Origin of the sequence: Janthinobacterium sp. CG3, from assembly GCF_000344615.1 — a bacterium.
Taxonomy (GTDB): Bacteria; Pseudomonadota; Gammaproteobacteria; order Burkholderiales; family Burkholderiaceae_D; genus Janthinobacterium.
Genome location: NZ_KB467824.1, coordinates 1,619,486 through 1,643,835 on the forward strand (window position 1 = coordinate 1,619,486; position 24,350 = coordinate 1,643,835).

The following is a 24,350-nucleotide window of genomic DNA, read 5'->3' on the forward strand; positions in this document are numbered from 1 at the left end:
CCAACCATGAACCGACCTAATCTGATTATTCTTGTATTGTTTTACTCGCGCCATGGCGCGACGCGCAAATTAGCCGAACTGATCGCCCAGGGAGTCGAGAGCGTGCCCGGTTGCGACGCCCGCCTGCGCACCGTGCCGGCCGTCTCCAGCGTGGCCGAGGCCACCGCGCCGGCGCTGGCCGCCGAGGGCGCGCCCTACGTCGAGGCGGCCGACCTGGCCGACTGCGCCGGCCTGGCGCTGGGTTCGCCCACCCGCTTCGGCAACATGGCCGCGGCGATGAAGTATTTCTGGGACGGCACCGCCAGCGAGTGGCTCGGCGGCACCCTGGCCGGCAAGCCGGCCTGCGTCTTCACCTCGACCGGCAGCCTGCACGGCGGCCAGGAATCGACGCTGCTGTCGATGATGATCCCGCTGTTCCACCACGGCCTGGTGGTGCTCGGCCTTCCCTACACCAACGCGGAGCTGATGACCACGTCCAGCGGCGGCACGCCCTACGGCGCCAGCCACTGGTCCGGCGTCGACGGCGACAAGGCCATCACCGACGACGAGAAACGCCTGGCCGTCGCGCTCGGCCGGCGCCTGGCCGACACGGCCTGCAAATTGCGGGGGGCATGATGGAAACGCCAATGCACAAGTACTTCCACTGGGGCGCGATCGGCAGCCTGATGACGCTGATCGTCTGGTGCCTGCTGTGGGAAATGCTGGTCGCGCCGCTGCACCCGGGCGGCTCGTGGCTGGCGCTGAAGGCGCTGCCGCTGCTGATTCCGCTGGCCGGCGTGCTGCGGCGCGACGTCTACACGCTGCAATGGTCGTCGATGGTGATCCTGCTGTACTTCACCGAGGGCGTGGTGCGCGGCTACAGTGACAAACTGGCGCTGTCGCAGTTCATGGCCTGGGGCGAGGCGTTCATCGTTTGCGTCTATTTCGTCTGCGCGGTGCTGTACCTGCGGCCGTATAAGAAGGCCGCCAAGCGCATCGCCAAGGAATTGCTGGACAAGGTCAATCCCGTCAAATGAGCCACGCCGACCCGGCCTTCCTGGCCCATTGCCGCGAGCTGCTGGGCCAGGCCCACGTGCTGACCGAGGCCGCCGCCATGGCGCCCTTCCTGGCCGACTGGCGCGGCCGCTTCACCGGCAGCGCGCAGGCGGTATTGCGCCCGGCCACGGTGGCGCAGGTGGCGGCGCTGGTGCGCGCCTGCGCGCGCTGGCGCGTGGCACTGGTGCCGCAAGGCGGCAACACCGGCCTGGTGCTGGGCAGCGTGCCCGACGCCAGCGGCGCCGCCGTGGTGCTGTCGCTGGCGCGGCTGAACCGCATCCGCGCGGTCGATCCGGTCAACCGCACCATCACGGTCGACGCCGGCTGCATTTTGCAGCACGTGCAGGAGGCCGCCGCGCAAGCCGGCTGCCTGTTCCCGCTGTCGCTGGCGGCCGAGGGCAGTTGCACCATCGGCGGCAACCTGTCGACCAACGCCGGCGGCACCGCCGTTCTACGCTACGGCAACACGCGCGAGCTGTGCCTGGGCCTGGAGGTGGTAACGCCGCAGGGCGAGCTGTGGAGCGGCTTGCGCGGCCTGCGCAAGGACAACACCGGCTACGACCTGCGCGACTTGTACATCGGCGCCGAGGGCACGCTGGGCGTCATCACCGGCGCCGTGCTGAAGCTGTATCCGCAGCCGAAGGCCCGCGTCACCGCGCTGGCGGCGCTGGCCTCGCCGGCGCACGCGCTGCGCCTGCTGGGTGTGATGCAAGACCATTGCGGCGCCAGCCTGACCGGCTTCGAGCTGATGTCGCGCTTCTGCCTGGAGCTGGTCGCCGCGCACTTCCCGCAACTGCCGCGGCCCTTCGCCGGCGCCCACGCGCAGTACGTCCTACTGGAACTGTCGAGCAGCGAATCGGAGGCGCACGCGGTCGCCCTGCTGGAAACGAGCGTCGCCGCCGCGCTCGAGGCCGACGTCATCGAGGACGCCGTGGTGGCGACGTCGGTGGCGCAATCGCAGGGCCTGTGGCAGTTGCGCGAGCATATCCCGCTGGCCCAGGCGGCGGCCGGCAAAAACATCAAGCACGACGTCTCGCTGCCCATTTCCGCCATCGCCGACTTCATCGCCGGCACCGCGGCAAGCCTGGAGCGGGCCTTCCCCGGCGCGCAACTGGTGTGCTTCGGCCACCTCGGCGACGGCAACCTGCACTACAACGTGGCGCCGCCGGCCGGCGCCGGCGAGCGGCAATTCCTGGCCCACCAGGACGCCATCAACCGCATCGTCCACGACAGCGTCGACAGCTACGGCGGCTCGATCTCGGCCGAACACGGCATCGGCGCGCTCAAGCGCGACGAACTGGCGCGCTACAAGTCGCCGCTGGAATTGCAGCTGATGCGCGCAGTCAAAGCCGCGCTCGACCCGCTCGGCATCATGAATCCCGGGAAGGTACTGTGAAGACCCTGCTGGGCGCCGCGCTGCTGGCCGCCGCCGCGTGGAGCGCCGCGGCCGCCGCGCAAACGCTGTACAAATGCAGCGCCGACGGTCACACCAGCTACCAGCAAACGCCCTGCGCGAGCGGCCAGTCGGTGGAGCTGAGCGTGCCGCCGGCGCCGGCGCAGTCGGCCGCCGACGCCGCCAACCTGGCGCGCCAGCGGCGCGGCGCCGACGAGATGGAGCGCGACCGGCTGCGCCGCGAAGCCGGCGACGAGCGCGCGCGGGCCCGCACCGCCCAAGCCGGCGCGGCGCACCGCAAAAAGTGCACCGGACTGCAGATGGAGCGCAAGTGGGCCGCCGAAGACGTCCGCGCCGCGGCCCACCAGAACGCCGACAAGGCCAGGCTGAAGGCGCGCCGGGCCGACGAGAAACTGGCAGTCGAGTGCCCGCTTTGACGCGCGACCCGGCGCTGAGCCGTTTATACGGCTGGCTGCTGCTGGGCGAGTGGCGTGCGCATCCGGTGCGCGCCGTCGTCGCCGTCACCGCCATCGCCATCGGTATCGCGCTGGGTTTTGCGATCCACCTGATCAACGCCGCCGCCTTCAATGAATTCTCGTCGGCGGTGCGCAACCTGTCCGGCCAAGCCGACGTGCAGGTGGCCGGGCGCGAACCCTGGTTCGACGAGGCCATCTACCCGCGCCTGGCGCAACGCCCCGGCGTGGCGCTGGCCTCGCCGGTGCTGGAGTTCGACGCCAGCATGCCGCGGCAACGCGCTTCGCTGAAAATCATCGGCCTCGACGCCATGCGCGCCGGCTTTATCTCGCCCGACCTGATCGGCGCGCCGGCGGCGGACAAGGTATTCGACACGCTGGCCGACGACGCGCTGTTCCTGTCGCCGGCGGCGCTGGCCTGGCTCAAGCTCGACGCCGGCGCCACGCTGGCGCTGCAGGAAGGCACCCGCGCGGTCGCGCTGCGCGTGGCCGGTTCGCTGCAACGGGCGCGGGTCGGCCAGCGCATCGGCGTCATGGACCTGGGCGCGGCGCAGTGGCGCTTCAACAAGCTCGGCCAGTTGTCGCGGGTCGACCTGAAGCTGGTCGAAGGCGTCAACCGCGACGCCTTCCAGGCGGCGCTGGCGGAGCAACTGGAACGCGACTTCCCGGGCCGCTTCCTGGTCAGCCAGCCAAACGACGAGAACCAGAACAGCCGCAACGACAATATGAGCCGGGCCTACCGCGTCAACCTGACGGTGCTGGCGCTGGTGGCGCTGTTTACCGGCGCCTTCCTGGTGTTTTCGACCCAGGCGCTGTCGGTGATACGCCGGCGCAGCCAGTTCGCGCTGCTGCGCGTGCTCGGCATGGCGCGCGGCCAACTGCTGCGCCAGATCCTGCTCGAAGGCGCGGCGCTGGGCGTGGCCGGCTCGCTGCTGGGCATCGCCGGCGGCTACGCGCTGGCGGCGACCGCCCTGCACTTCTTTGGCGGCGACCTCGGCGCCGGCTACTTTTCCGGCGTGCGTCCGCAGGCGCAATTCGCGCCGCTGGCCGCGCTGGTGTACTTCGGCCTCGGCGTCGGCGTGGCGCTGCTGGGTTGCGCCGGACCGGCCTACGAGGCGGCCCGCGCCGCCCCGGCCGCCGCGCTCAAGTCCGGCGCCGAGGAAGGCGCGCTGGCGCCGCTGGCGAAGACCTGGCCGGCGCTGGCCTGCCTGCTGGCGGCGGCGCTGGCCACGCGCGCGCCGCCAGTGTTCGAATTGCCGCTGTTCGGCTACCTGTCCATCGCGCTGCTGCTGGTGGGCGCCATCAGCCTGATGCCGCAACTGGCGTCGGCCGTGTTCCGCCTGGCCAACCGGGCCTGGCTGGCCGGGCGCCACGCCAACGCGGCGCTGCCGACGCTGACGCTGGCGCGCCTGGCGAACGCCTCCGGCCAAGCCGGCATCGCGCTGGGCGGCGTGCTGTCGAGCTTTAGCCTGATGGTGGCGATGGCGATCATGGTGTCGAGCTTCCGCGTCTCGGTCGACGACTGGCTGGTACAAATCCTGCCGGCCGACCTGTACGCGCGCACTGCCTCGAACGGCAGCACGGCGCTGCTGAAGCCGCCGGAGCAGGCCGCCATCGCCGCCCTGCCCGGCGTCGCCAACATCGCGTTCCAGCGCGTGCGCCCGGTGACGCTGGCGCCGGAGCGCCCCGGCGTGGCGCTGCTGGCGCGCGACATCGACGCCGCCGATCCGGGCAAGAGCCTGGCCCTGGTCGGCGCCTCGCTGCCGGTGCCGGCGGGGGCGCGCCCGGCCTGGGTCTCGGAGGCCGCCGCCGACCTGTACGGCCACGCCCCCGGCGACAGCGTCGCGCTGCCGCTGAACGGCCGGCTGCACACCTTCTTCATCGCCGGCGTGTGGCGCGACTACGCGCGCCAGTTCGGCGCGATCCAGATCCAACTGGCCGACTACCGCGCGCTCACCGGCGACCGCGACGCCAACGACGCCGCCATCTGGCTGGCGCCGGGCACCAGCGCCGCCCAGCTGCAAGGGCGCATCAAGCAACTGCCGTTCGGCGCGCTGCTGGAATTCGCCGCGCCGTCCGACTTGAGGGAATTGAGCATGCAAATATTCGACCGCAGTTTCGCCGTCACCTACGTGCTGGAGGCGATCGCCATCCTGATCGGCCTGTTCGGCGTGGCCGCGACGTTCTCGGCGCAGACGCTGGCGCGCGCCAAGGAATTTGGCATGCTGCGCCACATCGGCGTGACGCGCCGGCAGATCCTGGCGATCCTGGCGCTGGAGGGCGGCGGCCTGACCGCGCTCGGCATCCTCACCGGCTTCGCGCTGGGCCTGGTCATCAGCCTGGTCCTGGTCTTCATCGTCAACCCGCAGTCCTTCCACTGGACCATGCAGTTGCACCTGCCGTGGGGGCTGCTGGCCGCCGTCGCCGCCGCGCTGCTGGCCGCCGCCACGCTGACGGCGCTGCTGGCCGGCCGCTACGCGCTGTCGGGCGGGCCGATCCGCGCCGTGCGGGAGGACTGGTGACGCGCGCGCTGCTGGCCTTGTTGCTGTTGCTCGCCCAGCTGGCGCTGGCGGCGGCGCCGGCGTTCGCGCCGGTGACGCCGCTGGCGCCCGGCCAGTCGCTGCGCCTGCCGGCCGACTTCGGCGCCCACCCCGACTACAAGACCGAATGGTGGTACGCCACCGGCTGGCTGACGACGGCGGCCGGCAAGCAGCTCGGCTACCAGGTGACGTTTTTCCGCAGCGCGACCGAACACGACCGCGCCAACCCCAGCGCCTTCGCGCCCCAGCAGCTGATTATTGGCCACGTCGCGCTGTCCGATCCGGCCGTCGGCAAGCTCTTGCACGACCAGAAAAGTGCGCGCGAAGGCTTCGGCCTGGCCTACGCCAAGGTCGGCGACACCGACGTCAAGCTGGACGGCTGGCGCATGGCGCGGGCCGCCGACGGCAGTTACCAGATCACGGTGGCGGCGCGCGAATTCAGCCTGCAACTGCGGCTGGCGCCCAGCCAGCCGGTGCTGCCGCAGGGCCAGCGCGGCTACTCGCGCAAGGGGCCGCACGCGGCCCAGGCCAGCTATTACTACAGCGAGCCGCAGCTGCGCACCAGCGGCAGCGTCACGCGCGCCGGCGCCGCGCCGCAGGCCGTCAGCGGCGTTACCTGGCTCGACCACGAATGGTCCAGCCAGGCGCTCGACCCGGACGCCAGCGGTTGGGACTGGGTCGGCGCCAACCTCGACGGCGGCGGCGCCCTGATGGCGTTCCAGATACGCAGCCGCACAGGTGCTAAACTGTGGGCCCACGCGACTTTGCGCGACGCATCCGGTAAGATGACGCAGTTCGCGCCGGAGCAGGTTAGTTTCGCCCCGCGAAGGCTATGGCGTTCGCCGCGCACGAACGCCCAGTACCCGGTCGCCACCCAGCTCACCACCGGCGGCACGACCTGGCAGATCACACCCTTACAGGATGATCAGGAACTCGATTCGCGGCGCTCGACCGGCGCCGTGTACTGGGAAGGCGCGGTGACGATCAGCCGCGACGGCGCGCCGGCCGGACGCGCCTATTTGGAAATGACCGGTTACGACCGGCCGATGAAACTATGAATACGCTTACTAATAACACTGCCAACACAATGACCAATAGCACCGCCAGCACTACAATGACGCCGTCCGCGGCCGCCCCCGGCGACACCAGGGAACTGAAAAAAGGCAGCCTGGCCGCGTTCAAGGGCCTGCTGCCCTTCCTGCGCCCGTACCGCAAGCAGTTCGCCCTGGCCGGCGTTGCGCTGGTGGTGGCGGCCGCCTCGACGCTGGCGATCCCGGCGGCGTTCAAGCAGATGATCGACCTGGGCTTCGGCGGCCCGTCCGGCGGCAAGAGCATCGAACACGTCGACCTGGTGTTCCTGGCGCTGTTCGGCGTCGCCTCGGTGCTGGCGCTGGCGACGGCGGCGCGCTTCTACACGGTGTCCTGGCTTGGCGAGCGCGTCACCGCCGACATCCGCAGCGCCGTCTACAGCCACGTCGTCACGCAAAGCCCGGAGTTTTTCGAGACCACGCAAACCGGCGAGGTGCTGTCGCGCATCACCACCGACACCACCCTGATCCAGGCCGTCGTCGGCACCAGCATCTCGATGGCGCTGCGTAACGTGCTGCTGTTCATCGGCGGCCTGGCGATGCTGTTCGTCACCAGCCCGAAACTGTCGTCCATCATCATCGGCCTGCTGGTGCTGGTGGTGGTGCCGATCGTGGTGTTCGGGCGGCGCGTGCGCAAACTCTCGCGCGACTCGCAGGACCGCATCGCCGACGCCTCGGCGATGGCCGGCGAAATCCTCAACGCGATGCCGACGGTGCAGGCGTTCACGCACGAAAAAATCGAATCGGCGCGCTTCGGCGCCTCGGTCGAGGGCGCGTTCCAGACCGCGATGCGGCGCATCCGCGCGCGCGCGCTGCTGACCGTCATCGCCATCCTGCTGGTGTTCGGCACCATCGTGTTCGTGCTGTGGCTGGGTGCGCACGCGGTTATCGAAGGCAGCATGACGGGCGGCGACCTCGGCCAGTTCATCCTGTACGCCTCGATCGTCGCCGGCGCCATCGGCGCGCTGTCGGAAGTGATGGGCGAAGCGCAGCGCGCCGCCGGCGCCACCGAGCGCCTGCTGGAACTGATCAGCGTGAAGTCGGAAATCCAGTCGCCGGCGCAGCCGCTGGCGCTGCCGCCACGGGCCGCCAACGGCGCCGCGCTGAGCCTGTCGGACATCTCCTTCTCCTACCCGTCGCGCCCGGACACGGCCGCGCTGGCGCACCTGAACCTGGACATCAAGGCCGGTGAAACGATCGCCGTGGTGGGCCCGTCGGGCGCCGGCAAGACCACGCTGTTCCAGCTGTTCCTGCGCTTCTACGATCCGCAGCACGGCTCCATCAAACTCGACGGCGTCGACATCACACAGCTGGAATTGCACACGCTGCGCGACGCCATCGGCATCGTGCCGCAGGATACCGTGATCTTCTCGGCCGACGCGATGGAAAACATCCGCTACGGCCGCGCCGGCGCCAGCGACGAGGAAGTGATCCACGCCGCCAAGCTGGCCGCCGCCCACGAATTTATCGAGAAACTGCCGCAGGGTTACAAGTCCTTCCTCGGCGAGCGCGGCGTGCGCCTGTCGGGCGGCCAGCGGCAACGCATCGCGATTGCCCGCGCCTTGCTGAAGAACCCGCCGCTGCTGCTGCTCGACGAAGCGACCAGCGCGCTGGACGCCGAATCGGAGCGCCTGGTGCAAACGGCGCTGGAGGCGGCGATGGTCGGCCGCACCACCGTCATCATCGCGCACCGCCTGGCGACGGTGCAGCGCGCCGACCGCATCATCGTGATGGAAGACGGCCGGATCGTCGAAACCGGCACCCACTCGTCGCTGGTGGCGCTGGGCGGCATCTACGCCAACCTGGCGGCGCTGCAGTTCCACAGCGTGCACGTGACGCACGCCGCGCCGGTCAGCGCATAAAACACCAGCGGGCCGGCAAGGCCGCAAATCAAGCAGCGGCAAGTAGCCGGGGTCAGAGCTTCTCGCCTTGGCGCCGGGGGACTGACCCCGGGGGTGCGCGCTCAGCTCAGCGCCACGGCGCCTTCGAGCTTGAATCGGCTGACCACTTGCGCCAATCCCGCCGCCTGCTCCTGCAGCGACTCGGCGCCGACCGCGGCCTGCTCCACCAGCGCCGCGTTCTGCCGCGTTACCTTGTCCATCTCCGCCAGCGCCGCGTTGATCTCCTCGATGCCGCTCTCCTGCGCGCGGCTGGCCGAGCTGATGTCGCCCATGATGCCGGTCACCCGCTGCACGCTGGCGACGATCTGGTCCATCGTCGCGCCGGCCTGGCCCACCAGTTTGCTGCCGGCATCCACCTGCGCGACCGAGTCGTCGATCAAGGCCTTGACTTCGCGCGCGGCGCCGGCCGAGCGCTGCGCCAGGTTGCGCACTTCACTGGCCACCACCGCGAAGCCGCGGCCCTGCTCGCCCGCGCGCGCCGCCTCGACGGCGGCGTTCAGCGCCAGGATGTTGGTTTGGAAGGCGATGCCGTCGATGACGCCGATAATGTCGACGATCTTGCGCGACGAGGCATTGATCGCGCCCATCGTCCCCACCACCTGCGCCACCACAGCGCCGCCCTGTACCGCCACCGCCGACGCCGACGCGGCCATCTGATTGGCCTGGCGCGCGTGGTCGGCGTTTTGTTTGACGGTGCCGGTCAGTTGCGCCATCGAGCGCACGGTGTCGCGCAACGCGCCGGCCTGCCGCTCGGTGCGGGCGGACAGGTCGGCGTTGCCGCTGGCGATGCGGCGCGTGGCCTCGGCGATGGTGTCGGTGCCGCCGCGCACCTGGCCGACGATTTCCTGCAGGCTGCCGCTCATCGTGTTCAAGGCCTGCAGCAACTGGCCGGTCTCGTCGCGGCTGCCGCCCGCCGCGGCGCAGCGCAGGTCGCCGTTGGCCACCTGGCGCGCCACGCCCAGCGCCTGGCGCAGCGGCCGCGTGATGCTGCCGCTGGCGTGCAAGGCCAGCGCCGCGCCGCCCAGCGCCGCCGCCGCCGACAGCAACAACACGATGCGCCGGGTCTGGTCCGCCTGCGCCGCCGACGCCTTGCCGGACGACTCCATCAGGCCGGTCTGGTAGTTGATCAACTGCTCGAGCGCGGCGAAATAGGCGCGCTGGCGCGGCAGCAACTCCTTGAACAACATCACTTTCGCCTCGTATTTGCGCTCGCCGCCGACCAACGCGATGACCCCTTGCTTGGCGCCGTCGAATTGCGCGCGCGCGGTCTTGAGCTGGCCGATGCGCTCGCGTCCGGCCGCCGACGCCGGCATCCGCTCCAGCTTGGCGATCAAGGCGGCGCTGCGGCGCCCGCTGGCGTCGATATTGGCGAAGGCCTGCTTGATCAGGTCGGCCTCCACCGTCACGAAAATGTTGCGCATATCCATCATGGTTTCGTTGACCTCGTCCTTGATGGCGTGCAGCAGCACGGTTTTCGGATAGCTGTCCTCGTTCATCAGACGGATCTCGTCGCCCAGCGCACTGACCCGGCTGTAGGCCACGCCGGCCAGCATCAGCAGCAGCGCAAGGATCGCGCCGAAGCTCAAAGCAAGGCGCCGGCCGATTTTCAGGTTATTGAAGTTCATTTTTTTCGCCATCTCCATTCTATTTTTTTGCCATCCACATGCCATTTCCCGGGCGCGCGCGCACCCGGCCGCGCGGTGGCCCATGTTAGAACCGATGCCGATATCTATCCAATTAAATATTGACGGGTAGCAATATCAATTTCGATATCTCATGTCCTGCCGCTTGCGCGCCGCGACACCATGAGTTACAACAACAAAAATATTGACATAAATGTTATCGCATGAAAAACTTCGGGCACTTCAAGCGGTTGAGCCGGCCACCACAACGGGAGATGTATGGATTCGATAGTCACCAAGCAAGAACAGCGCAAGAACTGGAATGGTTTGGCGAATGCCTGGGGCGAATGGGGCGACGTGTTCGAACTCGGCGCAGCGCCGGTGAGCAAGGCGCTGTTCGACATGGCCGGTTTGAAGCCGGGCGACCAGGTTCTCGATATCGCCTGTGGCATCGGCGAACCCGCGCTGAGCGCCGGGAAAATCGTCGGCGCCAAGGGCAAAGTGGTCGGTATCGACATTGCCGAGGATATGATCGCGCAGGCAAAAATGCGCGGATCGGCAAGCGCCAATGTGCAATTCCTGGCTATCGACGCCGCCGCCTATGACATCGGCGTTTCCTGCGACGCGATATTGAGCCGGTTCGGCTTCATGTTCATGCCGGATTATCAGGAAGTGTTCAAGACCAGTTACGCCGCCCTCAAGAGCGGCGGCGTGCTCGCCTTTTCCGTGTGGGACACGCCGGACCAAGCCCTGACGATCAGCATGGCGGTCGGCTTCTTTTTCCGCGAATTAAATCTGCCACCGCCGCCAAAGGATTTGCCCAATCCGTTTTGCATGGCCAATACCGACCTGGTCGGCATCCAACTTGCCGCGCTGGGGTTCAAGGATATCGAGGTGCGGGCGGTCGAGGCGCCGTTCATATTCGAGTCGGTCGCCCAGTACCTGGATTTTGCGCGCGCCTTGATTCCCGCGTCGATCAATAAAATTATCGCCGAAGCTTGTGATGCCGCGACCGTCGAGGCGCTCTGGCAGAAGCTTGGCATGCGGGTAAAGGAGTTTGAAACCGCGAGCGGCACACTGTCGATTAAGTCGAGCGCTTTCTGTATCGGCGCGACCAAGCGGTAAGGATGCCGGCAACGCCGCTGCCGCCGCGAGCGTGAATTGCCAATAGCATTGCTCCGCGTGATACATTAGTGCCAAGGACGCAGCCGCGGCTTTGGAGGGGGGCAAGCTTGAGCATTGTCACGATTTTCAATCAAAAGGGCGGCGTGGGCAAAACCACCACCGCCGTCAACCTGACCGCCGCGCTGGCGCGGCGCGCGCGCAATCCCTACTGCATCGACCTCGACCCGCAGGCCCAATTCAGCGCCATCAGCGGCGTGCGCGCGTGCGACGGCGACGCCACGGTGCTGGCCCTGTTCCAGCGCAACCGCCCGCTGCGCGAGCTGATCGTCACGAGCAACAACGGCGGCAGCATTATCCCGGCGCACCTCGAACTGTCCAAGGTCGACACCCTGTTCGGCAAGGGCTATAACGTGGTCAACCGGCTCAACGCCGCGCTGCGCGCCGAGCATTTCATCGACGAGCCCTATCCGGTGTTAATCGATTGCAGCCCGCTGATCGGGGTAATGGCGCTGAACGCCATTTTCGCCTGCCAGGGCGTGATCATCCCGGTGTCTGCCGACCACCTGTCGGCGCGGGCCGCGCTGCAAACCGAGAAAACCCTGAAGGCGCTGGAGGTGGTGCTGAAGCGCCGGGTGCCGCGGCGCTATCTGATGACGCGCTTCGACAGCCGCCGGCGCATGGCGTGGGAGGTGCAGCAGATGCTGGAGGAGAAATTCGGCAGCGAGGTGTGCCGCACGCGGATTTCGGAAAACGTCAGCCTGGCGGAAAGCCCGGCGCATAATATGACGGTGTTCCAGCACGCGCCCAGCAGCCGCGGCGCGCAAGACTACGACGCCCTGCTCGACGAATTGCTGGCCGACGGTTTTATCGTTTGAGCGGATCGCCGTCTTAACTGTCTTTTGAAATCAAGGTCAGGATGTCCTCGATCGAGGTGGCCTGCCATATCTTCTCTTCGGTATTTTTCGTCACGCAGCGCAACACCGTGCAAAGCCGGTACATTTGCATCAGCTTGCGCTCGGCGTCGGGCTGGTCGCGCCCGGCGATTAATATACTGTCGATCTTTTGCCCGTAGCGCGTCTGCACCGAAAAATCAAATTTCAACATGAGGTTCCCTTCATGGATGCTGACCGCCATTATGCGCCGAAATTTCCGCTGCGCAAGCTTGGACTGGTATTCCATGATTAATCCTGTCGCCACTGTAGCGCGCTTTCCCAACGTAATATTAATAAATAGATAATGTCACGTACAATATAAATTATTAAATAACGTTTTGGGAAATCCCGTTGAATAAATACTCTTTTGTTCTGGCCGCCAGCCTGCTCAGCGCCGCCGCGTGCGCTGAAACGATTACCTTCGACGATGCCGGCGCGGACGCGACCTATGTGCAGAACGGCTACCATGGTTTGAACTGGGATAATTTTTTGACATTCGACCCGCTGACGTTTGGCGAAGAAACCAACGCTAGCGGATTTCGGGCCGGCACGGTGTCGGGCGCGAACGTCCTATTTAACGGCGCCGGCGACCCCGCAAGCATCCGCGGCGCGCAGGGTTTCACGCTGGGACAAGCCTACTTTACGGCGGCCTGGCGCGAAGGGCTGGAAATCCACGCGGTGGCCAGCGATGGCGTGCGGACCTACGTCAAAGACTTCACGGTCGGCACGCTGGCGCCCACCGTCGTGTCGTTTCAATGGGGCAATGTCACCTCGGTGGTGTTCGCCTCCTCCGGCGGCGCCATGTCCGGCAGCAACGGCAACGGCTACCAGTTCGTCATCGACAACATGACGCTCACCTCGGCCGTGCCGGAACCGGGAAGCTGGGTTATGCTGCTGGCCGGCCTCGGTTTGCTCGCTTGCGCGCGCCGCCGCGCGGCGTGAAGCGGCGCCCGGCCGGCGGGTAAACCGGCGCCGGCAAACCGCTTTGCCGTCTGCTGGTATGATGGCGCTTCGCCCATCCATATTAAAGTCCGCCCATGAACGCGCTGATGTACAGCCATTTCGGTATCACCGATTTTTGGACCTTCTTATTCGGTACCATTTTTATCGTCCTGCTGCCGGGTCCGAATTCGATGTATGTGCTCAGCGTGGCGGCGCAGCGCGGCGTGCGCGAGGGCTATCGCGGCGCCTGCGGCGTCTTCGCCGGCGACTTTGTGCTGATGGTGCTGTCGGCCTGCGGCGTGGCCTCGCTGCTCAAAGCCAGCCCCACCCTGTTCCACTTGGTCAAGTACGTCGGCGCCGCCTACCTGTGCTGGATAGGCTTGCAAATGCTGCTGGGTTGCTGGCGCGCGCTGCGCACCGGACCGGCGCTCGCATCGAGCGAGGCGCCGCTGCCGCGCGCCAGCAACCCCTTCCGCAAGGCGCTGGTGATCAGCCTGATGAACCCGAAGGCGATCCTGTTCTTCATCTCCTTCTTCATCCAGTTCGTCGACCCGCAATTCGGCAAGCCCTTGCTGTCGTTCGGCCTGCTCGGCATCGTCTGCGAAATCATCAGCTTCGCCTACCTGACCGCCATCATCTTCATCGGCGTGCGCCTGTCGGCGGCGTTCCGGCGCCGGCGCCGCCTGTCGGCCGGCATGTCCGGCGGGGTCGGCACCATGTTCATCGGCTTCGGCGCGAAACTGGCCAGCGCCACCCTGTAAATCGATCGAGGAGCAGCGCATGACCGAGGCCGAACTGCGCCAACGCTGCCACACCGTGCTGGCGGGCCACCGCGTGCCGACGCCCGCCGCCAGCTTCGCCGCCATGGCCGCCTGGTGCGAGGCCAACCAGGTCGAGCACGACAACTACGGCGACGGCGCGCTGATCCAGGCGTTCGAGGCCAAGGTGGCCGAGCTGTTGGGCCTGCCGGCGGCGGTGTTTTGCGTCAGCGGCACCATGGCGCAGGTGACGGCGCTGCGCCTGGCCTGCCAGCAACGCGGCAGCCGCCTGGTGGCCCTGCACCCGACCGCGCACATCCTGCGCCACGAGCGCGGCAACCACCAATTGCTCGACCATTTCCAGGCGCTGCAAACGGGCGACCCGCACCGGCCCTGGACGGCCGGCGAGCTGCGCGCCATTCCCGACCGGCTCGGCGCCGTAGCCCTGGAATTGCCGATGCGCGAAATTGGCGGCCAGTGTCCCAGCTGGGAAGAGCTGGGCGAGATCAAGCGCCACTGTCGCGAGCGCGGCATCCACCTGCACATGGACGGCGCGCGCCTGTGGGAGGCGGCGGCCAGCTTCGCGCAACCGCTCGACGCCATCGTCGCCGGCTTCGATTCGGTCTACGTGTCGCTGTACAAGGGCATAGGCGGGATGGGTGGCGCGATGCTGGCCGGCGGCGAGGAGTTCGTCGCGCTGGCGGCCGAGTGGTTCCGCCGCCAGGGCGGCAACGTGCTGCACCGCACGCCGTACGTGGCGGCCGCGGCGATGCAATTCGACGCCCGCCTGGCGGCGATGCCGGCCTATTTCCGCCGCACCGAATGGCTGTACGAGGCGCTTCGCGACTACCCGCGGCTGCGGCCGAACCCGGCGCGGCCGCAGGCGAATATGTTGCACCTGCACCTGCCGGTCAGCCGCGAACGCGCCACGCTGGTGCGCAACCAGATCGCCGAGCGCCATGGCGTCTGGCTGTTCGGCCGTGCGGCCAACGCCGCCCTGCCGGAGCACAGCGTGATTGAATGGTACGTCGGCGACAACCTGCTGGCGATGCCGGACGTGCGCGTGCGCGAGATATTGCAGTGGTTTTCCGACGCGTTGTAGACAAACAGCCGGGGCTTGATTTTTAGCGTTGTTGGCCCACCAGGTTAGCGGCGGCACAAGTAAAAAGGACACCCCGAGGGGTGTCCTTTTCATTGGGCAGGCGGAGTTCAGTCCGGCCGGCCCGCCTGGTCAAACGCCGGCGCGTTGCCGGCGTTGCAGCGACTTAAAACTTGTAGTTGTAAGCCACGCCAAGCAATTGCAGACGGGTCTGGTATTGGCCGCGGGTGGTTTCACCGTTGCCGGTGCAAGCGGGGTTGATCGGCGAGCAGGCGTTGGTGTAGTTCATGTTGGCGTCCTTGAACTGCAGGAAGCTGTAGGCCGCGTCGATCGAGGAGTTGGCGCTCAACTTCCAGTTAGCGCCCAGCGAGAATTGGTAGCGGTCGCTGTCCGGCAGCGCTGGGTGGGTCAGCTCCGGGCTGCGGGTCGGCGCCTGGTCGTAGGCGAAACCGCCGCGCAGCAGCAGCTTGTCGCTGTAGCGGTAGTTGCCGCCCAACGCAAGCCGGTAGGTGTCGTTCCACTCCTGGCGGATGCGCTCGGCGCCCTGGGCGGTCGGCGGAAACTGGATGTCGAGGTTCTGCAGGCGCGAATTGCGGGTCCAGGTCAGGTCCGCCATGGCGGCCCATTGCGCGTCGATCTGGTGGAACACGTTGACCGACAGCGTTTCCGGCGTGCGCAATTCAACCAGCACTTCGGAGTTGACCTTGCCCGAATTGGCCGACAGGAATTGGTTGACCGCGGCGTTGTTGCTAGCGTTGGAGAAATCCCAAATGGTTTTGCCGGTCAGCTTGTGTTTGACCGACGAGCGGTACGCCACGCCGAAGCGGGTCGACTGGTTCGCCTGGTACAGGTAGCCGAGGTTGTAGCCGAAGCCCCAGTCGTCGCCGTCCATCGAGGCGTGGCCGTCGCCGGCGTTGCGCAGCGCCAGGCCGGCGGCGCCGGCCGCGGCCAAGCCTTCGCGCTGGGCGATGCCGCGCAGGAACGCCGTCGAGCCGGCCGGCGCGAATTGGCCGAGGAAGCGCACGCCGCCCGGCACGTCGACGGCCTGGGCCAGTTCGGCCTTCATGTGTTCGGCGCTCACGCCGAAGCCGAACGAATGGTGCTGGTCGAGCTTGAAGGCAAGCGACGGGTTCAGCGCGATCGATTCAAGCTTGATGCTGGTCAGCGCGTAGCGGCCGGTCCAGGTGTTGCCGTAGTCCAGCTTGGCGCCGTAAGGCACGAACAGGCCGGCGCCGACCGACCATTGCTCGTTGATCTTCTTGCTGGCGTAGATCGACGGCGCCACCACCACCTCGGGCGTGTAATCCTTGGCGGCGGTGCCGCCGGTGGAAGCGCCGGTGTAGTTGACGGCCGGTACGTTGAAGCGGCTCGAACCGGTATCGGTAAAGGTCGAGTGCGGCACGACGACGGTGGCGCCGCCGGAGAACTGGCTACCTTCCAGGCGGCTCAGACCGGCAGGGTTGTAAAACACGGTCGAGGCGTCGTTGGCTTCGGCGGCGTTGGCGTCGGCCGTGCCTTGGCTGGCCACGCTTTGCGAACCGAAACGGTAACCGGAGGCGTGGGCGGTGGCGGACATCGCGCCCAGCGCGCTGGCAATAATCAATGGCAGGTACTTGTATTTCAAAATGAGTCTCTCTTTGTTGTAGTGGCTTAAATACGCCGGTCATTTCAATGGCCAGAACCGCAGTGAATTCGTACGCGGAACACATTGGGACCCTGGAAGGCTCAAGCATACAACATTCCCAAGAAACGAGCGAGCGCTCGTTCTTTTTACCAAGATGTAGAATTACGCTTCTGCAACCGCGCGATAAGACGTGCCTAGCGGCAACAGAGATTCTATCAAGAATCGTTTTTGCATTAATTCCAGCATCGCGTCGGCCGCCACCGGCCTGGAAATCAGGTAGCCCTGGACCTCGTTGCATTGCAGCGCGCGCAAGATCTCCAATTGCTGCTGGGTTTCCACGCCTTCGGCCACCACGCCCATGCCGAGCGCGTGCGCCATCGATACGATGGCGCGGATGAACACCTCGCCCTGCTTCGACTTGCCCAGCTCCAGGGTGAAGGCGCGGTCGATCTTCAAACCGTCCATGGCGAATTTTTGCAGCTGCGACAGCGACGAGTAGCCGGTGCCGAAATCGTCGACCAGCAGGCGCACGCCGTGGGCGCGGATCGCCGCCAGTTGCGCCAGCGCCCCGCCCTGCTCGCCCATCATGGCCGATTCGGTGATCTCGACCTCGATCAGGCGCGGCTCGATGCCGTAGCGCGCCAGCGCCACCGCCAGCACCCGGTCGACGTCGCCGCGGCCGAACTGGTGCGCCGAGACGTTGATCGACACCGGCACCAGTTCTTGGCCCAGGGTCTTCCAGCGCGCCTGCTGCAGGCAAACCTTGTCGATCACGCAGGCGCCCAATTGCGCGATCAGGCCGCTGCTCTCGGCCACCGCGATGAATTCCAGCGGCCCCACCAGGCCCTGCTGCGGATGGTTCCAGCGCACCAGCGCCTCCATGCTGCACAACTCGCCGGTGAGGGCGTCCACGCGCGGCTGGTAATACACGACGAATTGGTCTTGCTCCAGCGCCGCCAGCAAGTGTTGTTCAATGTCGCGGCGGCTGCGGATCACCTCGTACAGCGCCGGCTGGTAAAAGCGGTGGTGGCCCTTGCCGGCCTGCTTCACCGCATACATCGCGATGTCGGCGTTCTTGAGCAGCGTCTCGGGATCGGCGCCGTCGCGCGGGTACACGCTGATGCCGATCGAGGCGCCCAGCTTGTGGCGCTCGTCGCCGGCCAGGAACGGCTCCTCGACGGCGGCGGCGATGCGCTCGGCCACGCGCGCCACGCGCGCCTCGTCGTCGACCGGGTCGAGCAGCACGACGAACTCGTCGCCGCCCAGGCGCACCACCCGGTCGCTCGGCCGCAGCACCGACTGCAGGCGCCGCGCCGCCGCCCGCAGCACCTGGTCGCCCTCGGCGTGGCCCATGCTGTCGTTGACGCATTTAAAACCGTCCAGGTCGATGAACAGCAGCGCCAACATGTTGCCGCCGGCGCCGGCGCGCGCCAGCGCAGCCGGCAGGAACTGGCTCAGCCAGTGGCGGTTCGGCAGGCCGGTCAGGCCGTCCTCGTTGGCCAGCCGTTGCAGTTCGGCCTCGTGCGACTTGCTGCCGCTGATGTCCTGCAAGGTCACGGCCAGGCGGTCGCCGCTGCGCACCAGGCGCCGGCGTATCCAGCGCAAATTGAAGGGATTGCTCTCCGGCAGCTCCACTTCGCGGTCGGAAAAACCCGACGCCATCGCCTCGCGGTAGGCGGCGATCAGGTCGCGGAAGTACGGCTCGCCCGCGCGCGCCTGCAGGCGCATGCCCAACAAGCGCTCGCGGCTGACGCCGAAGAACAGCGCGCCCGGCTCGTTGCAGTCGAGCAACTCGAAGTCGCAGATGGCGCCGCTGGCGTCGCGGATCGCGCCGACGATGTAGAAGCCGTCGCTGGTGCCCTCGGTTGCCATGCGGTAGGCGTTGCGCATGTCCTTGGACTGCTGCTGGCGCCAGGCCAGGCGCACCGACAGCACGCTGGCGATCGCGGTAAACACCAGCAGCAGGCCGCTGACGGCGCCGGCGATACCAATATAGATACCGCGGGTTTCCAGGTACGGGCGCAGCACCTCGGACGCGGCCAGTCCGATGACGGCGGTGAATGGATAGGTCTGCAGCGCCTGCCAGCCGAGAAAGCGGCTTTGCTTGTCGGCGAAGGCGACCCGGCCTGCCGACAGGATCGCGCCGCTGTCGCTGTCGAGGAAGGCGGTGTCGAAAAACGGCGCGCGGTTCAGCGCCACCGCGGCGTTGCCAACGCGGGCGCTAAACAGCGCGCCGTCGCCGCTGACCATGGCCGACAAACCGTGCCGGCCGAAGTTGAAGCTGTCATAGAACTGCGACAGATAGCCCGGATCGACCGCCACCACGACCACGCCGCTGAAGGCGCCGTTGGCGTCCTCCAGCCGGCGGGTGAAATGAATCAAAGGCGCGCCCGCCACACCGCCCTGGCCGCCCATGCCGATGCGCACCTCGTTGCCGCTGTCGCGCAGGTGCTTGAGCAGGTATTCGGCGTTGTCGAGCGCGCGCAGACGGGCGAACGGCACCGTGGCCGTCAGCGGCCGGCCGGCGGCGTCGAGGATGGCGACGGCGACATACTGCGGCGCCGCGTACAGGCCGTTCTTGCGCGCGTCCTCCAGCCGCAGCGCGCCCTTCGCATGCTCCCAGTCGTATTTCAGCTCCAGCGTCATCTGGTCCATCTGTTCGAGGGTGCGGCCCAGGGTGTGGGCGTAGGCCTTCGACAGCGACGCGGCGCTGGCCAGCGCGTGCTTTTGCGCCAATTTTTTTTCCGCCTGCAATTGCAGCAAGGTGGCGGCCCACAGCGACGACAACAACAACAGTCCGACCAGCGGCCACACCAGGATCAGGCGCAGATTGCCCCTTACAAATGTAATTTTATTCATTTCGATTATGGTTTTGCCTGCCGTTCACGTTGCTCACGTTGAAACGGCGAAGCGGGAGGTGAGTGCATTTTTGCCTATATTGCCGCCATGACACGCAAACTATCACGAACTGATATCCAGTTGTAACAACATTGTCATATTATCCAACAAAACAGCAAAATACGCCGCCCGCCAGACCCGGCGGGCTAGGAGTCTGCGCGGCAGACAATTCTTGCGCTGACCATGTGACGCGCTTCTTGCCTGCGTCGATGGCGATTCACTTTCGCACTCGAAAGTGGAATGAAATAGGAGCCTGAGAGTGGGGATTGGACGGACTTTCGCCCTTTCAGGTCTTACGCGGACAGCATTTTCGCCATGCGCCGCAGGTTCAGCGCGGTGCAGACGAGTTTCCACTCGGCCTGAGCCTTCGCCAGTCCTCGCATGCTAAATTGCCGGAACCCGAGTACGCTTTTCACCCAAGCGTTGGGCGGTTCCGAGATCCACTTGCGTTTTCGGTAAGCCGCCTGGATCGTCGCGGATCTGAACTTGTCTGCCATGGCGGCACACAAAGGCCGCTTTTTCGGATCAATTACCGCTTCCTGCTTGCCGATGCGTCCGAGTGCCACAATCAGTTCGGACGGGTGAGCGCGTAGTTGCTCGAACATGGCTTCCGAGCGATAGCCTGCATCGGCGAGCACCAGCTCGGCATCGTCACCGACGTTGCGCTTTACCGCTGCGAGCACCGACGCCAGTTGCCCACTGTCAGCCGCACTATTGACGAGTTCGGCCGCCACGATGATGTGGGCGCTCTCGTCGACTGCAGCTTGGGCGTTGTACGCATAGTCGAAGCCGCCGCCGGCGCNCTTCATGATACGGCTTTCCGGNTCGGTAAAATTCTCTTGGGCGTCGGGCTTGGGTTCGCCGAACTTGTATTTAAAACGCGACTTCTTCTTTGGCTTGCCAGAGTCCTCGGGCGGCACATCTTCGTCATCGCTACGGCCGCGCGCGATATCGGCCTGGCGTTGGCGATCTTCAAGACGCGCACGGGCAGCGCGGATGACGGCAAGGCGGTCCTCGCGCCTTGCGATCTCCGCCGGGATATCGAGTTCCGGCTCGTTTTTTTCGGCGGCATCCGCCGCTCTGGCCCTGGCCAGCAACGCGTCGATTTGATCCTTGAGCTCACGCTCGGCCTTTTGCATCCGGTCGTAGCTCATCGCTTTGTGGCGCGATGCGTTGGCCTTGATCTTGGTGCCATCGACACCGATCGTGCCAAGCTTGACCAAGCCGCACTCTTTCGCCATCTTCACTACCTGTACGAACAGGTCCGACAGTTCCTTCAAGTGGATCGCGCGGAAATCGCAAATTGTTCGGTGCGCCGGATAGTTGTCAGCGGCGAGCATACGCAACGCCACGTCCTCGTACAGCTTTCGGGCCAGCTTGCGTGATGAGAACACACCGGTTGCATACCCGTACACAAGTATTTTGACCATCATCGCCGGATTAAATGGCTGGTTGCGGGACCCGCCCCCTGCATACCGCGCGTGAAAGGCGGACAGGTCGAGCGAGTCGACAGTGTCGCTAACGAAGTAGGCCAGGTGCCCCTCAGGGAGCCAATCTTGCAAAGCATGGGGAAGCAGCATCTGTTGATGCTGATTGTAGGGGAGGTAGCTCGTCGTCATTCGACAAGTTTACCTCGTCCCCATTCCGATTGCATCAGTTTCTGCCGCGCAGACTCCTAGGTTACAATCTCGGTTTGGTGGTAGTGCCGATTTTCGTCGGTCGGGTTAGCCGGAACGGCGTGAGCCGACCGACGACGCGCTGACAGTCCGTTGGAGAATACATGCAGCAATACAAAGAATTGATCAAGACGGTGCTCGACACCGGCAGTTGGCAACACAACCGCACCGGCATCCGCACCCTCAGCGTGCCGGGCGCGATGATGCGCTTCGACCTGAAAAACGACGGCTTCCCCGCCGTGACGACCAAGAAACTGGCGTTCAAGTCCGTCATCGGCGAACTGGTGGCGTTTTTGCGCGGCTCGCGCAACGCCGCCGAGTTCCGCGCGCTGGGCTGCAAGGTATGGGACCAGAACGCCAACGAAAACGCGCAATGGCTGGCCAACCCCTACCGCGAGGGCGAGGACGACCTCGGCCCGGTGTACGGCGTGCAATGGCGCGGCTGGCCGGCCTACAAGCTGATCGACGCCGCCAAGCCGCTGCAAATCGCCGACGCCGAAAGCAAGGGTTTCCGCGTGGTGGCCCCGGTGCAAGAGGCGGGCGTGACCAAGGTACTGTTGTACAAGGCGGTCGACCAGTTGCGCGAATGCCTGGACACCATCGTTAACGACCCGGGCAGCCGGCGCATCCTGTTCCACGGTTGGAATCCGGCCGACCTGGACGCGGTCGCCCTGCCGGCCTGCCATTTGCTGTACCAGTTCATTCCCAACGCCAGCACGCGCGAAATCTCGCTATGCCTGTACGTGCGCAGCAACGACATCGGCCTTGGCACGCCGTTCAACCTGGCCGAGGGCGCCGCGTTGCTGCACTTGGTGGCGCGGCTGACCGGCTACACGCCGCGCTGGTTCACCTACTTCATCGGCGACGCCCACATCTACGAAAACCACATCGACATGGTGCAGGAGCAAATGACGCGCACGCCCTACCCGGCGCCGCGCTTCGTCATCTCCGACCGGGTGCCGGACTACGCCAAGACCGGCAAGTACGAGCCGGAGTGGCTGGAAAAGATCGAGCCGGGCGACTTTACGCTGGAAGGCTACCAGCACCACGCGCCGATCACGGCGCCGATGGCGGTGTAGCCGCGGCGGCGCGGGCGGCAAGGGGCGCGCACACTGCGCGCGGAGTGGCCGCCCATCCAGGCGAGTCTATTGACCTTCGATAGACCCAAGTCCGGCGCGTCCTCCGTCTCAATTTATTCATTGTGCTCGCCACCCCGCAATTCTCGCCAGGCCCGCCGCGCCAAACACGCCGCGGGCCTTGCCCGTTTATGGCAGCGCTGGCGTGTTCTCGCCGAAATACTCGTGGGAGTCGGCGTTGTCGGTAGCCTTGGCGGGGTCGCTGATGGCCAGACTGGCCGCGGCCGATTGGCCGTAGGCCCAATCGTCGGTGGCGGCGACGACGTTGAAATGGCTCATTTCATGCACCAGCGTGCCACCCTTGGAATCGGTGCCGCTCATCGGCGCGCCCCAGAACGCGTTGCAGACGTAGATTTTGTACGGCTGGGTCGGGTACACATAGGCGAAGTAGGATTCCTTGCAGCCGCAATCGACCGTCACCGCCTTGTTGTTGAGCGCGTCCTTGATAGCCGCAAAGTGCGATTTCACGGTTGTGTAGCGCGTCGAATTGTTCACGCCGAACCACTTGGTGTAGCGCGTGCCCGTGTTGCCGGCCGCCATGTAGGCGTCGCCGGCGCTGGCCATGGTTTTGGCGGCGGCGATGGCCGAGCTGACGGTGGTCTGCTGCGACGTGGTGCACTGGCTGAACGACAGGCTGCCGGCCAGCTCGTAGCTTGGGGCCGCCTTCTGCGTCGAGGTGCCGCGCGGCAGGTTGCCTTCGACCCACACCGCCAGCGGCTCCGATTGCAGCGTGTCGGCCTGCTTGTCGTCGCCGGCGCGTTCGCGCGCCTCGCCCTTGCTGAACAGACTGTACGACTTGGTCGCGAAGCGGATCGAATAGTTGCCGGTGACGCTCATGTTGTACAGAGAGGACAATTCAACCGTCGCCGTGTGGGACTTGCCTGGCTGGAGCACGAAGTAGTCGGCCGAGGTCGGCGCCGCACGTTTCACGTGCTTGCCCTCGTAGGGCACCTGGACGCCGTCGCGGGTCACGTCGAACAGCGATTCCTCGATGGCGGCAAACGGCGTGTGCCACTTCAGCACGTACTGCGGCGCCGCCGAGGTGTTGGTCATTGTCACCCGCACCACCACGTCGTCGGTATTGCCCAGCGATTGCTTGTCCATGCTGATGCTTGCCACCACGCCGTTCGAGGCTGCGCTGGCACTAAAGCAAACCGCCGCCGCAACGACCGAACCACCAAACTTGACCACATGATTCCAATTCATCCGTGTCTCCCTGAAGTGTGTGATTTCTAAAAATGAACCAGCCCGTCGGCAACTTGCATTAGGCCGGCTCATGCATACATCCTCACACATTAATTAACTTAAAGTAAACATAGATTAAATTGAAAAGTGGCACTTTTTTCGAATTCTCAACGCTTTTATCGCTTGCGGACAACGCCGTGGCGACATGACTGAAGATAATATAAAGATATGGACAAAATGCGCGGCAATGTCCATATTTAGACTTTTCCAGCGGGGCTTCTTGCGGCGTCATCCTGGCGCGGCGGCGGCGTTTCGTGTGGCACAATGCAGCGTATGCCCCAATCGCGACAGGAGGATGACTTGAACCAATTGATAATCGCAACGCTGGTCGGCGCGGTGTGCTTGCTGCTCGCCCCGATGGCCGCGCTAGCACGAGGAAACGGCATGACTGGATTTACCGAAACGCTGACGGTAACGTCGAGCCAAGGACGGGTACTGGTGAACGTCCTGCTCGACAATCGCAGCGGACAGACGGTGTATGTGCCGCGCGCCATCGCAAGCGAAAAGCAATTGCTCGGGCGCTTGTTGGAGATCCGCGACACCGTCACCGGCGAGCCGGCCGACTACCAGGGCAGGATGGTCAAACGCGGCGCGCTGACGGCAGACGACTATTTGACGCTGAAGCCGAAGGCGACGCGCCGCAATACCATCGACATCACCGACAGCTACGCCTTCAAACAGGGGACGCATACCTACCAGCTGAGGTATGACGGGTATTATCTGAAAGACTTGAAGGAGCTAGCCCAGGGCGTGGCGGCGCAGACGCCGGTTGCGGTTCCCCCGGCGACCTTCACGCACAGCGGCGAATAAAAAAGCGGGGTCGCCGCCCAGCCAGACGGCCACCCCGCACCTGCTCTTGTTGC

General features: G+C 65.8%; 20 protein-coding genes. 14 read left to right on the plus strand and 6 right to left on the minus strand.

The window, feature by feature from the left end; genetic code table 11:
* Positions 1-6: 6 nt before the first annotated feature.
* Genes wrbA through JANGC3_RS0106975 form a run of 7 tightly spaced genes read left to right on the plus strand, consistent with a single transcriptional unit; the run spans position 7 to position 8,391 of the window.
* On the plus strand, positions 7-615 hold the full coding sequence (wrbA, locus tag JANGC3_RS0106945) for an NAD(P)H:quinone oxidoreductase (protein WP_026132668.1): 609 nt from the start codon (positions 7-9) through the stop codon (positions 613-615).
* A complete protein-coding gene (locus JANGC3_RS0106950; RefSeq protein WP_017875762.1) occupies positions 615-1,016 on the plus strand; it encodes a DUF2069 domain-containing protein in 402 nt (133 codons plus the stop codon). The genes wrbA and JANGC3_RS0106950 overlap by 1 nt, the downstream gene beginning before the upstream one ends.
* Entirely contained in the window at positions 1,013-2,431 is a 1,419-nt protein-coding gene (locus tag JANGC3_RS0106955) for an FAD-binding oxidoreductase (RefSeq protein WP_017875763.1), read from the plus strand. The genes JANGC3_RS0106950 and JANGC3_RS0106955 overlap by 4 nt, the downstream gene beginning before the upstream one ends.
* Entirely contained in the window at positions 2,428-2,865 is a 438-nt protein-coding gene (locus JANGC3_RS32090; protein ID WP_017875764.1) for a DUF4124 domain-containing protein, read from the plus strand. Before JANGC3_RS0106955 ends, JANGC3_RS32090 begins: the two co-directional genes overlap by 4 nt.
* Positions 2,862-5,423, plus strand: a complete 2,562-nt coding sequence (locus JANGC3_RS0106965) for an FtsX-like permease family protein (protein ID WP_017875765.1) — start codon at positions 2,862-2,864, stop codon at positions 5,421-5,423. The genes JANGC3_RS32090 and JANGC3_RS0106965 overlap by 4 nt, the downstream gene beginning before the upstream one ends.
* On the plus strand, positions 5,420-6,499 hold the full coding sequence (locus JANGC3_RS0106970; RefSeq protein WP_017875766.1) for a lipocalin-like domain-containing protein: 1,080 nt from the start codon (positions 5,420-5,422) through the stop codon (positions 6,497-6,499). Before JANGC3_RS0106965 ends, JANGC3_RS0106970 begins: the two co-directional genes overlap by 4 nt.
* 29 nt (positions 6,500-6,528) lie before the next feature.
* A complete protein-coding gene (locus JANGC3_RS0106975) occupies positions 6,529-8,391 on the plus strand; it encodes an ABC transporter transmembrane domain-containing protein (protein ID WP_026132670.1) in 1,863 nt (620 codons plus the stop codon).
* 101 nt (positions 8,392-8,492) lie between these two features.
* On the opposite strand, the gene JANGC3_RS34065 is transcribed toward JANGC3_RS0106975, so the two are convergent.
* Complete coding sequence (locus JANGC3_RS34065) at positions 8,493-10,055, minus strand: methyl-accepting chemotaxis protein (RefSeq protein ID WP_035788337.1); 1,563 nt, start codon at positions 10,053-10,055, stop codon at positions 8,493-8,495.
* Between the two features lie 276 nt (positions 10,056-10,331).
* Here JANGC3_RS34065 and JANGC3_RS0106985 point away from each other — a divergent pair, with 276 nt between their 5' ends.
* Both JANGC3_RS0106985 and JANGC3_RS0106990 read left to right on the plus strand, forming a co-directional pair.
* The gene (locus tag JANGC3_RS0106985; protein ID WP_017875769.1) at positions 10,332-11,177 is read left to right on the plus strand and encodes a class I SAM-dependent methyltransferase; all 846 of its coding nucleotides are present in this window, start codon (positions 10,332-10,334) and stop codon (positions 11,175-11,177) included.
* A 107-nt stretch (positions 11,178-11,284) separates the two neighbouring features.
* The gene (locus tag JANGC3_RS0106990) at positions 11,285-12,052 is read left to right on the plus strand and encodes a ParA family protein (RefSeq protein WP_017875770.1); all 768 of its coding nucleotides are present in this window, start codon (positions 11,285-11,287) and stop codon (positions 12,050-12,052) included.
* A 13-nt stretch (positions 12,053-12,065) separates the two neighbouring features.
* Here JANGC3_RS0106990 and JANGC3_RS0106995 read toward each other — a convergent pair whose 3' ends face one another.
* The gene (locus JANGC3_RS0106995) at positions 12,066-12,356 is read right to left on the minus strand and encodes a hypothetical protein (protein ID WP_198292002.1); all 291 of its coding nucleotides are present in this window, start codon (positions 12,354-12,356) and stop codon (positions 12,066-12,068) included.
* Between the two features lie 104 nt (positions 12,357-12,460).
* Between JANGC3_RS0106995 and JANGC3_RS33580 the strand changes: the two genes are divergently transcribed.
* The 3 genes from JANGC3_RS33580 (at position 12,461) to JANGC3_RS0107010 (ending at position 14,911) form a co-directional block, all read left to right on the plus strand.
* Positions 12,461-13,051: a PEP-CTERM sorting domain-containing protein gene (locus JANGC3_RS33580; RefSeq protein WP_017875772.1), complete on the plus strand. Its 591-nt coding sequence runs from the start codon at positions 12,461-12,463 to the stop codon at positions 13,049-13,051.
* A gap of 95 nt (positions 13,052-13,146) precedes the next feature.
* Positions 13,147-13,812, plus strand: coding sequence for a leucine efflux protein LeuE (leuE, locus tag JANGC3_RS0107005; protein ID WP_017875773.1), 666 nt, complete (start codon positions 13,147-13,149; stop codon positions 13,810-13,812).
* 19 nt (positions 13,813-13,831) lie between these two features.
* Positions 13,832-14,911: a threonine aldolase family protein gene (locus tag JANGC3_RS0107010; RefSeq protein ID WP_017875774.1), complete on the plus strand. Its 1,080-nt coding sequence runs from the start codon at positions 13,832-13,834 to the stop codon at positions 14,909-14,911.
* Positions 14,912-15,074: 163 nt separating this feature from the next.
* Here JANGC3_RS0107010 and JANGC3_RS0107015 read toward each other — a convergent pair whose 3' ends face one another.
* The 3 genes from JANGC3_RS0107015 to JANGC3_RS0107025 all read right to left on the minus strand — a co-directional run bounded on the left by JANGC3_RS0107015 (position 15,075) and on the right by JANGC3_RS0107025 (position 21,049).
* Positions 15,075-16,532, minus strand: a complete 1,458-nt coding sequence (locus JANGC3_RS0107015) for an OmpP1/FadL family transporter (protein WP_017875775.1) — start codon at positions 16,530-16,532, stop codon at positions 15,075-15,077.
* A 162-nt stretch (positions 16,533-16,694) separates the two neighbouring features.
* Complete coding sequence (locus JANGC3_RS0107020; protein ID WP_017875776.1) at positions 16,695-19,391, minus strand: bifunctional diguanylate cyclase/phosphodiesterase; 2,697 nt, start codon at positions 19,389-19,391, stop codon at positions 16,695-16,697.
* A 332-nt stretch (positions 19,392-19,723) separates the two neighbouring features.
* Entirely contained in the window at positions 19,724-21,049 is a 1,326-nt protein-coding gene (locus JANGC3_RS0107025) for an IS1182 family transposase (RefSeq protein ID WP_017875777.1), read from the minus strand.
* Between the two features lie 161 nt (positions 21,050-21,210).
* On the opposite strand from JANGC3_RS0107025, the gene JANGC3_RS0107030 reads away from it, so the two are divergent.
* The gene (locus tag JANGC3_RS0107030; protein WP_017875778.1) at positions 21,211-22,185 is read left to right on the plus strand and encodes a thymidylate synthase; all 975 of its coding nucleotides are present in this window, start codon (positions 21,211-21,213) and stop codon (positions 22,183-22,185) included.
* Positions 22,186-22,371: 186 nt separating this feature from the next.
* Here JANGC3_RS0107030 and JANGC3_RS0107035 read toward each other — a convergent pair whose 3' ends face one another.
* Positions 22,372-23,448 carry a M35 family metallo-endopeptidase gene (locus JANGC3_RS0107035; protein WP_035787555.1) on the minus strand — a complete coding sequence of 359 codons (1,077 nt, stop codon included), beginning with the start codon at positions 23,446-23,448 and terminating at the stop codon, positions 22,372-22,374.
* Positions 23,449-23,787: 339 nt separating this feature from the next.
* On the opposite strand from JANGC3_RS0107035, the gene JANGC3_RS28595 reads away from it, so the two are divergent.
* Positions 23,788-24,297: a hypothetical protein gene (locus JANGC3_RS28595; protein ID WP_157406494.1), complete on the plus strand. Its 510-nt coding sequence runs from the start codon at positions 23,788-23,790 to the stop codon at positions 24,295-24,297.
* The last annotated feature ends 53 nt before the right edge of the window (positions 24,298-24,350 follow it).

Bases quoted from the DNA above. Each gene is read 5' to 3' on its own strand.
- wrbA (WP_026132668.1), top strand. From the start codon at position 7: ATGAACCGACCTAATCTGATTATTCTTGTATTGTTTTACTCGCGCCAT.
- JANGC3_RS0106950 (WP_017875762.1), top strand. From the start codon at position 615: ATGGAAACGCCAATGCACAAGTACTTCCACTGGGGCGCGATCGGCAGC.
- JANGC3_RS0106955 (WP_017875763.1), top strand. From the start codon at position 1,013: ATGAGCCACGCCGACCCGGCCTTCCTGGCCCATTGCCGCGAGCTGCTG.
- JANGC3_RS0106975 (WP_026132670.1), top strand. From the start codon at position 6,529: ATGACCAATAGCACCGCCAGCACTACAATGACGCCGTCCGCGGCCGCC.
- JANGC3_RS34065 (WP_035788337.1), bottom strand. From the start codon at position 10,055: ATGAACTTCAATAACCTGAAAATCGGCCGGCGCCTTGCTTTGAGCTTC.
- JANGC3_RS0106985 (WP_017875769.1), top strand. From the start codon at position 10,332: ATGGATTCGATAGTCACCAAGCAAGAACAGCGCAAGAACTGGAATGGT.
- JANGC3_RS0106995 (WP_198292002.1), bottom strand. From the start codon at position 12,356: ATGGAATACCAGTCCAAGCTTGCGCAGCGGAAATTTCGGCGCATAATG.
- leuE (WP_017875773.1), top strand. From the start codon at position 13,147: ATGAACGCGCTGATGTACAGCCATTTCGGTATCACCGATTTTTGGACC.
- JANGC3_RS0107010 (WP_017875774.1), top strand. From the start codon at position 13,832: ATGACCGAGGCCGAACTGCGCCAACGCTGCCACACCGTGCTGGCGGGC.
- JANGC3_RS0107020 (WP_017875776.1), bottom strand. From the start codon at position 19,391: ATGAATAAAATTACATTTGTAAGGGGCAATCTGCGCCTGATCCTGGTG.
- JANGC3_RS0107030 (WP_017875778.1), top strand. From the start codon at position 21,211: ATGCAGCAATACAAAGAATTGATCAAGACGGTGCTCGACACCGGCAGT.
- JANGC3_RS0107035 (WP_035787555.1), bottom strand. From the start codon at position 23,448: ATGAATTGGAATCATGTGGTCAAGTTTGGTGGTTCGGTCGTTGCGGCG.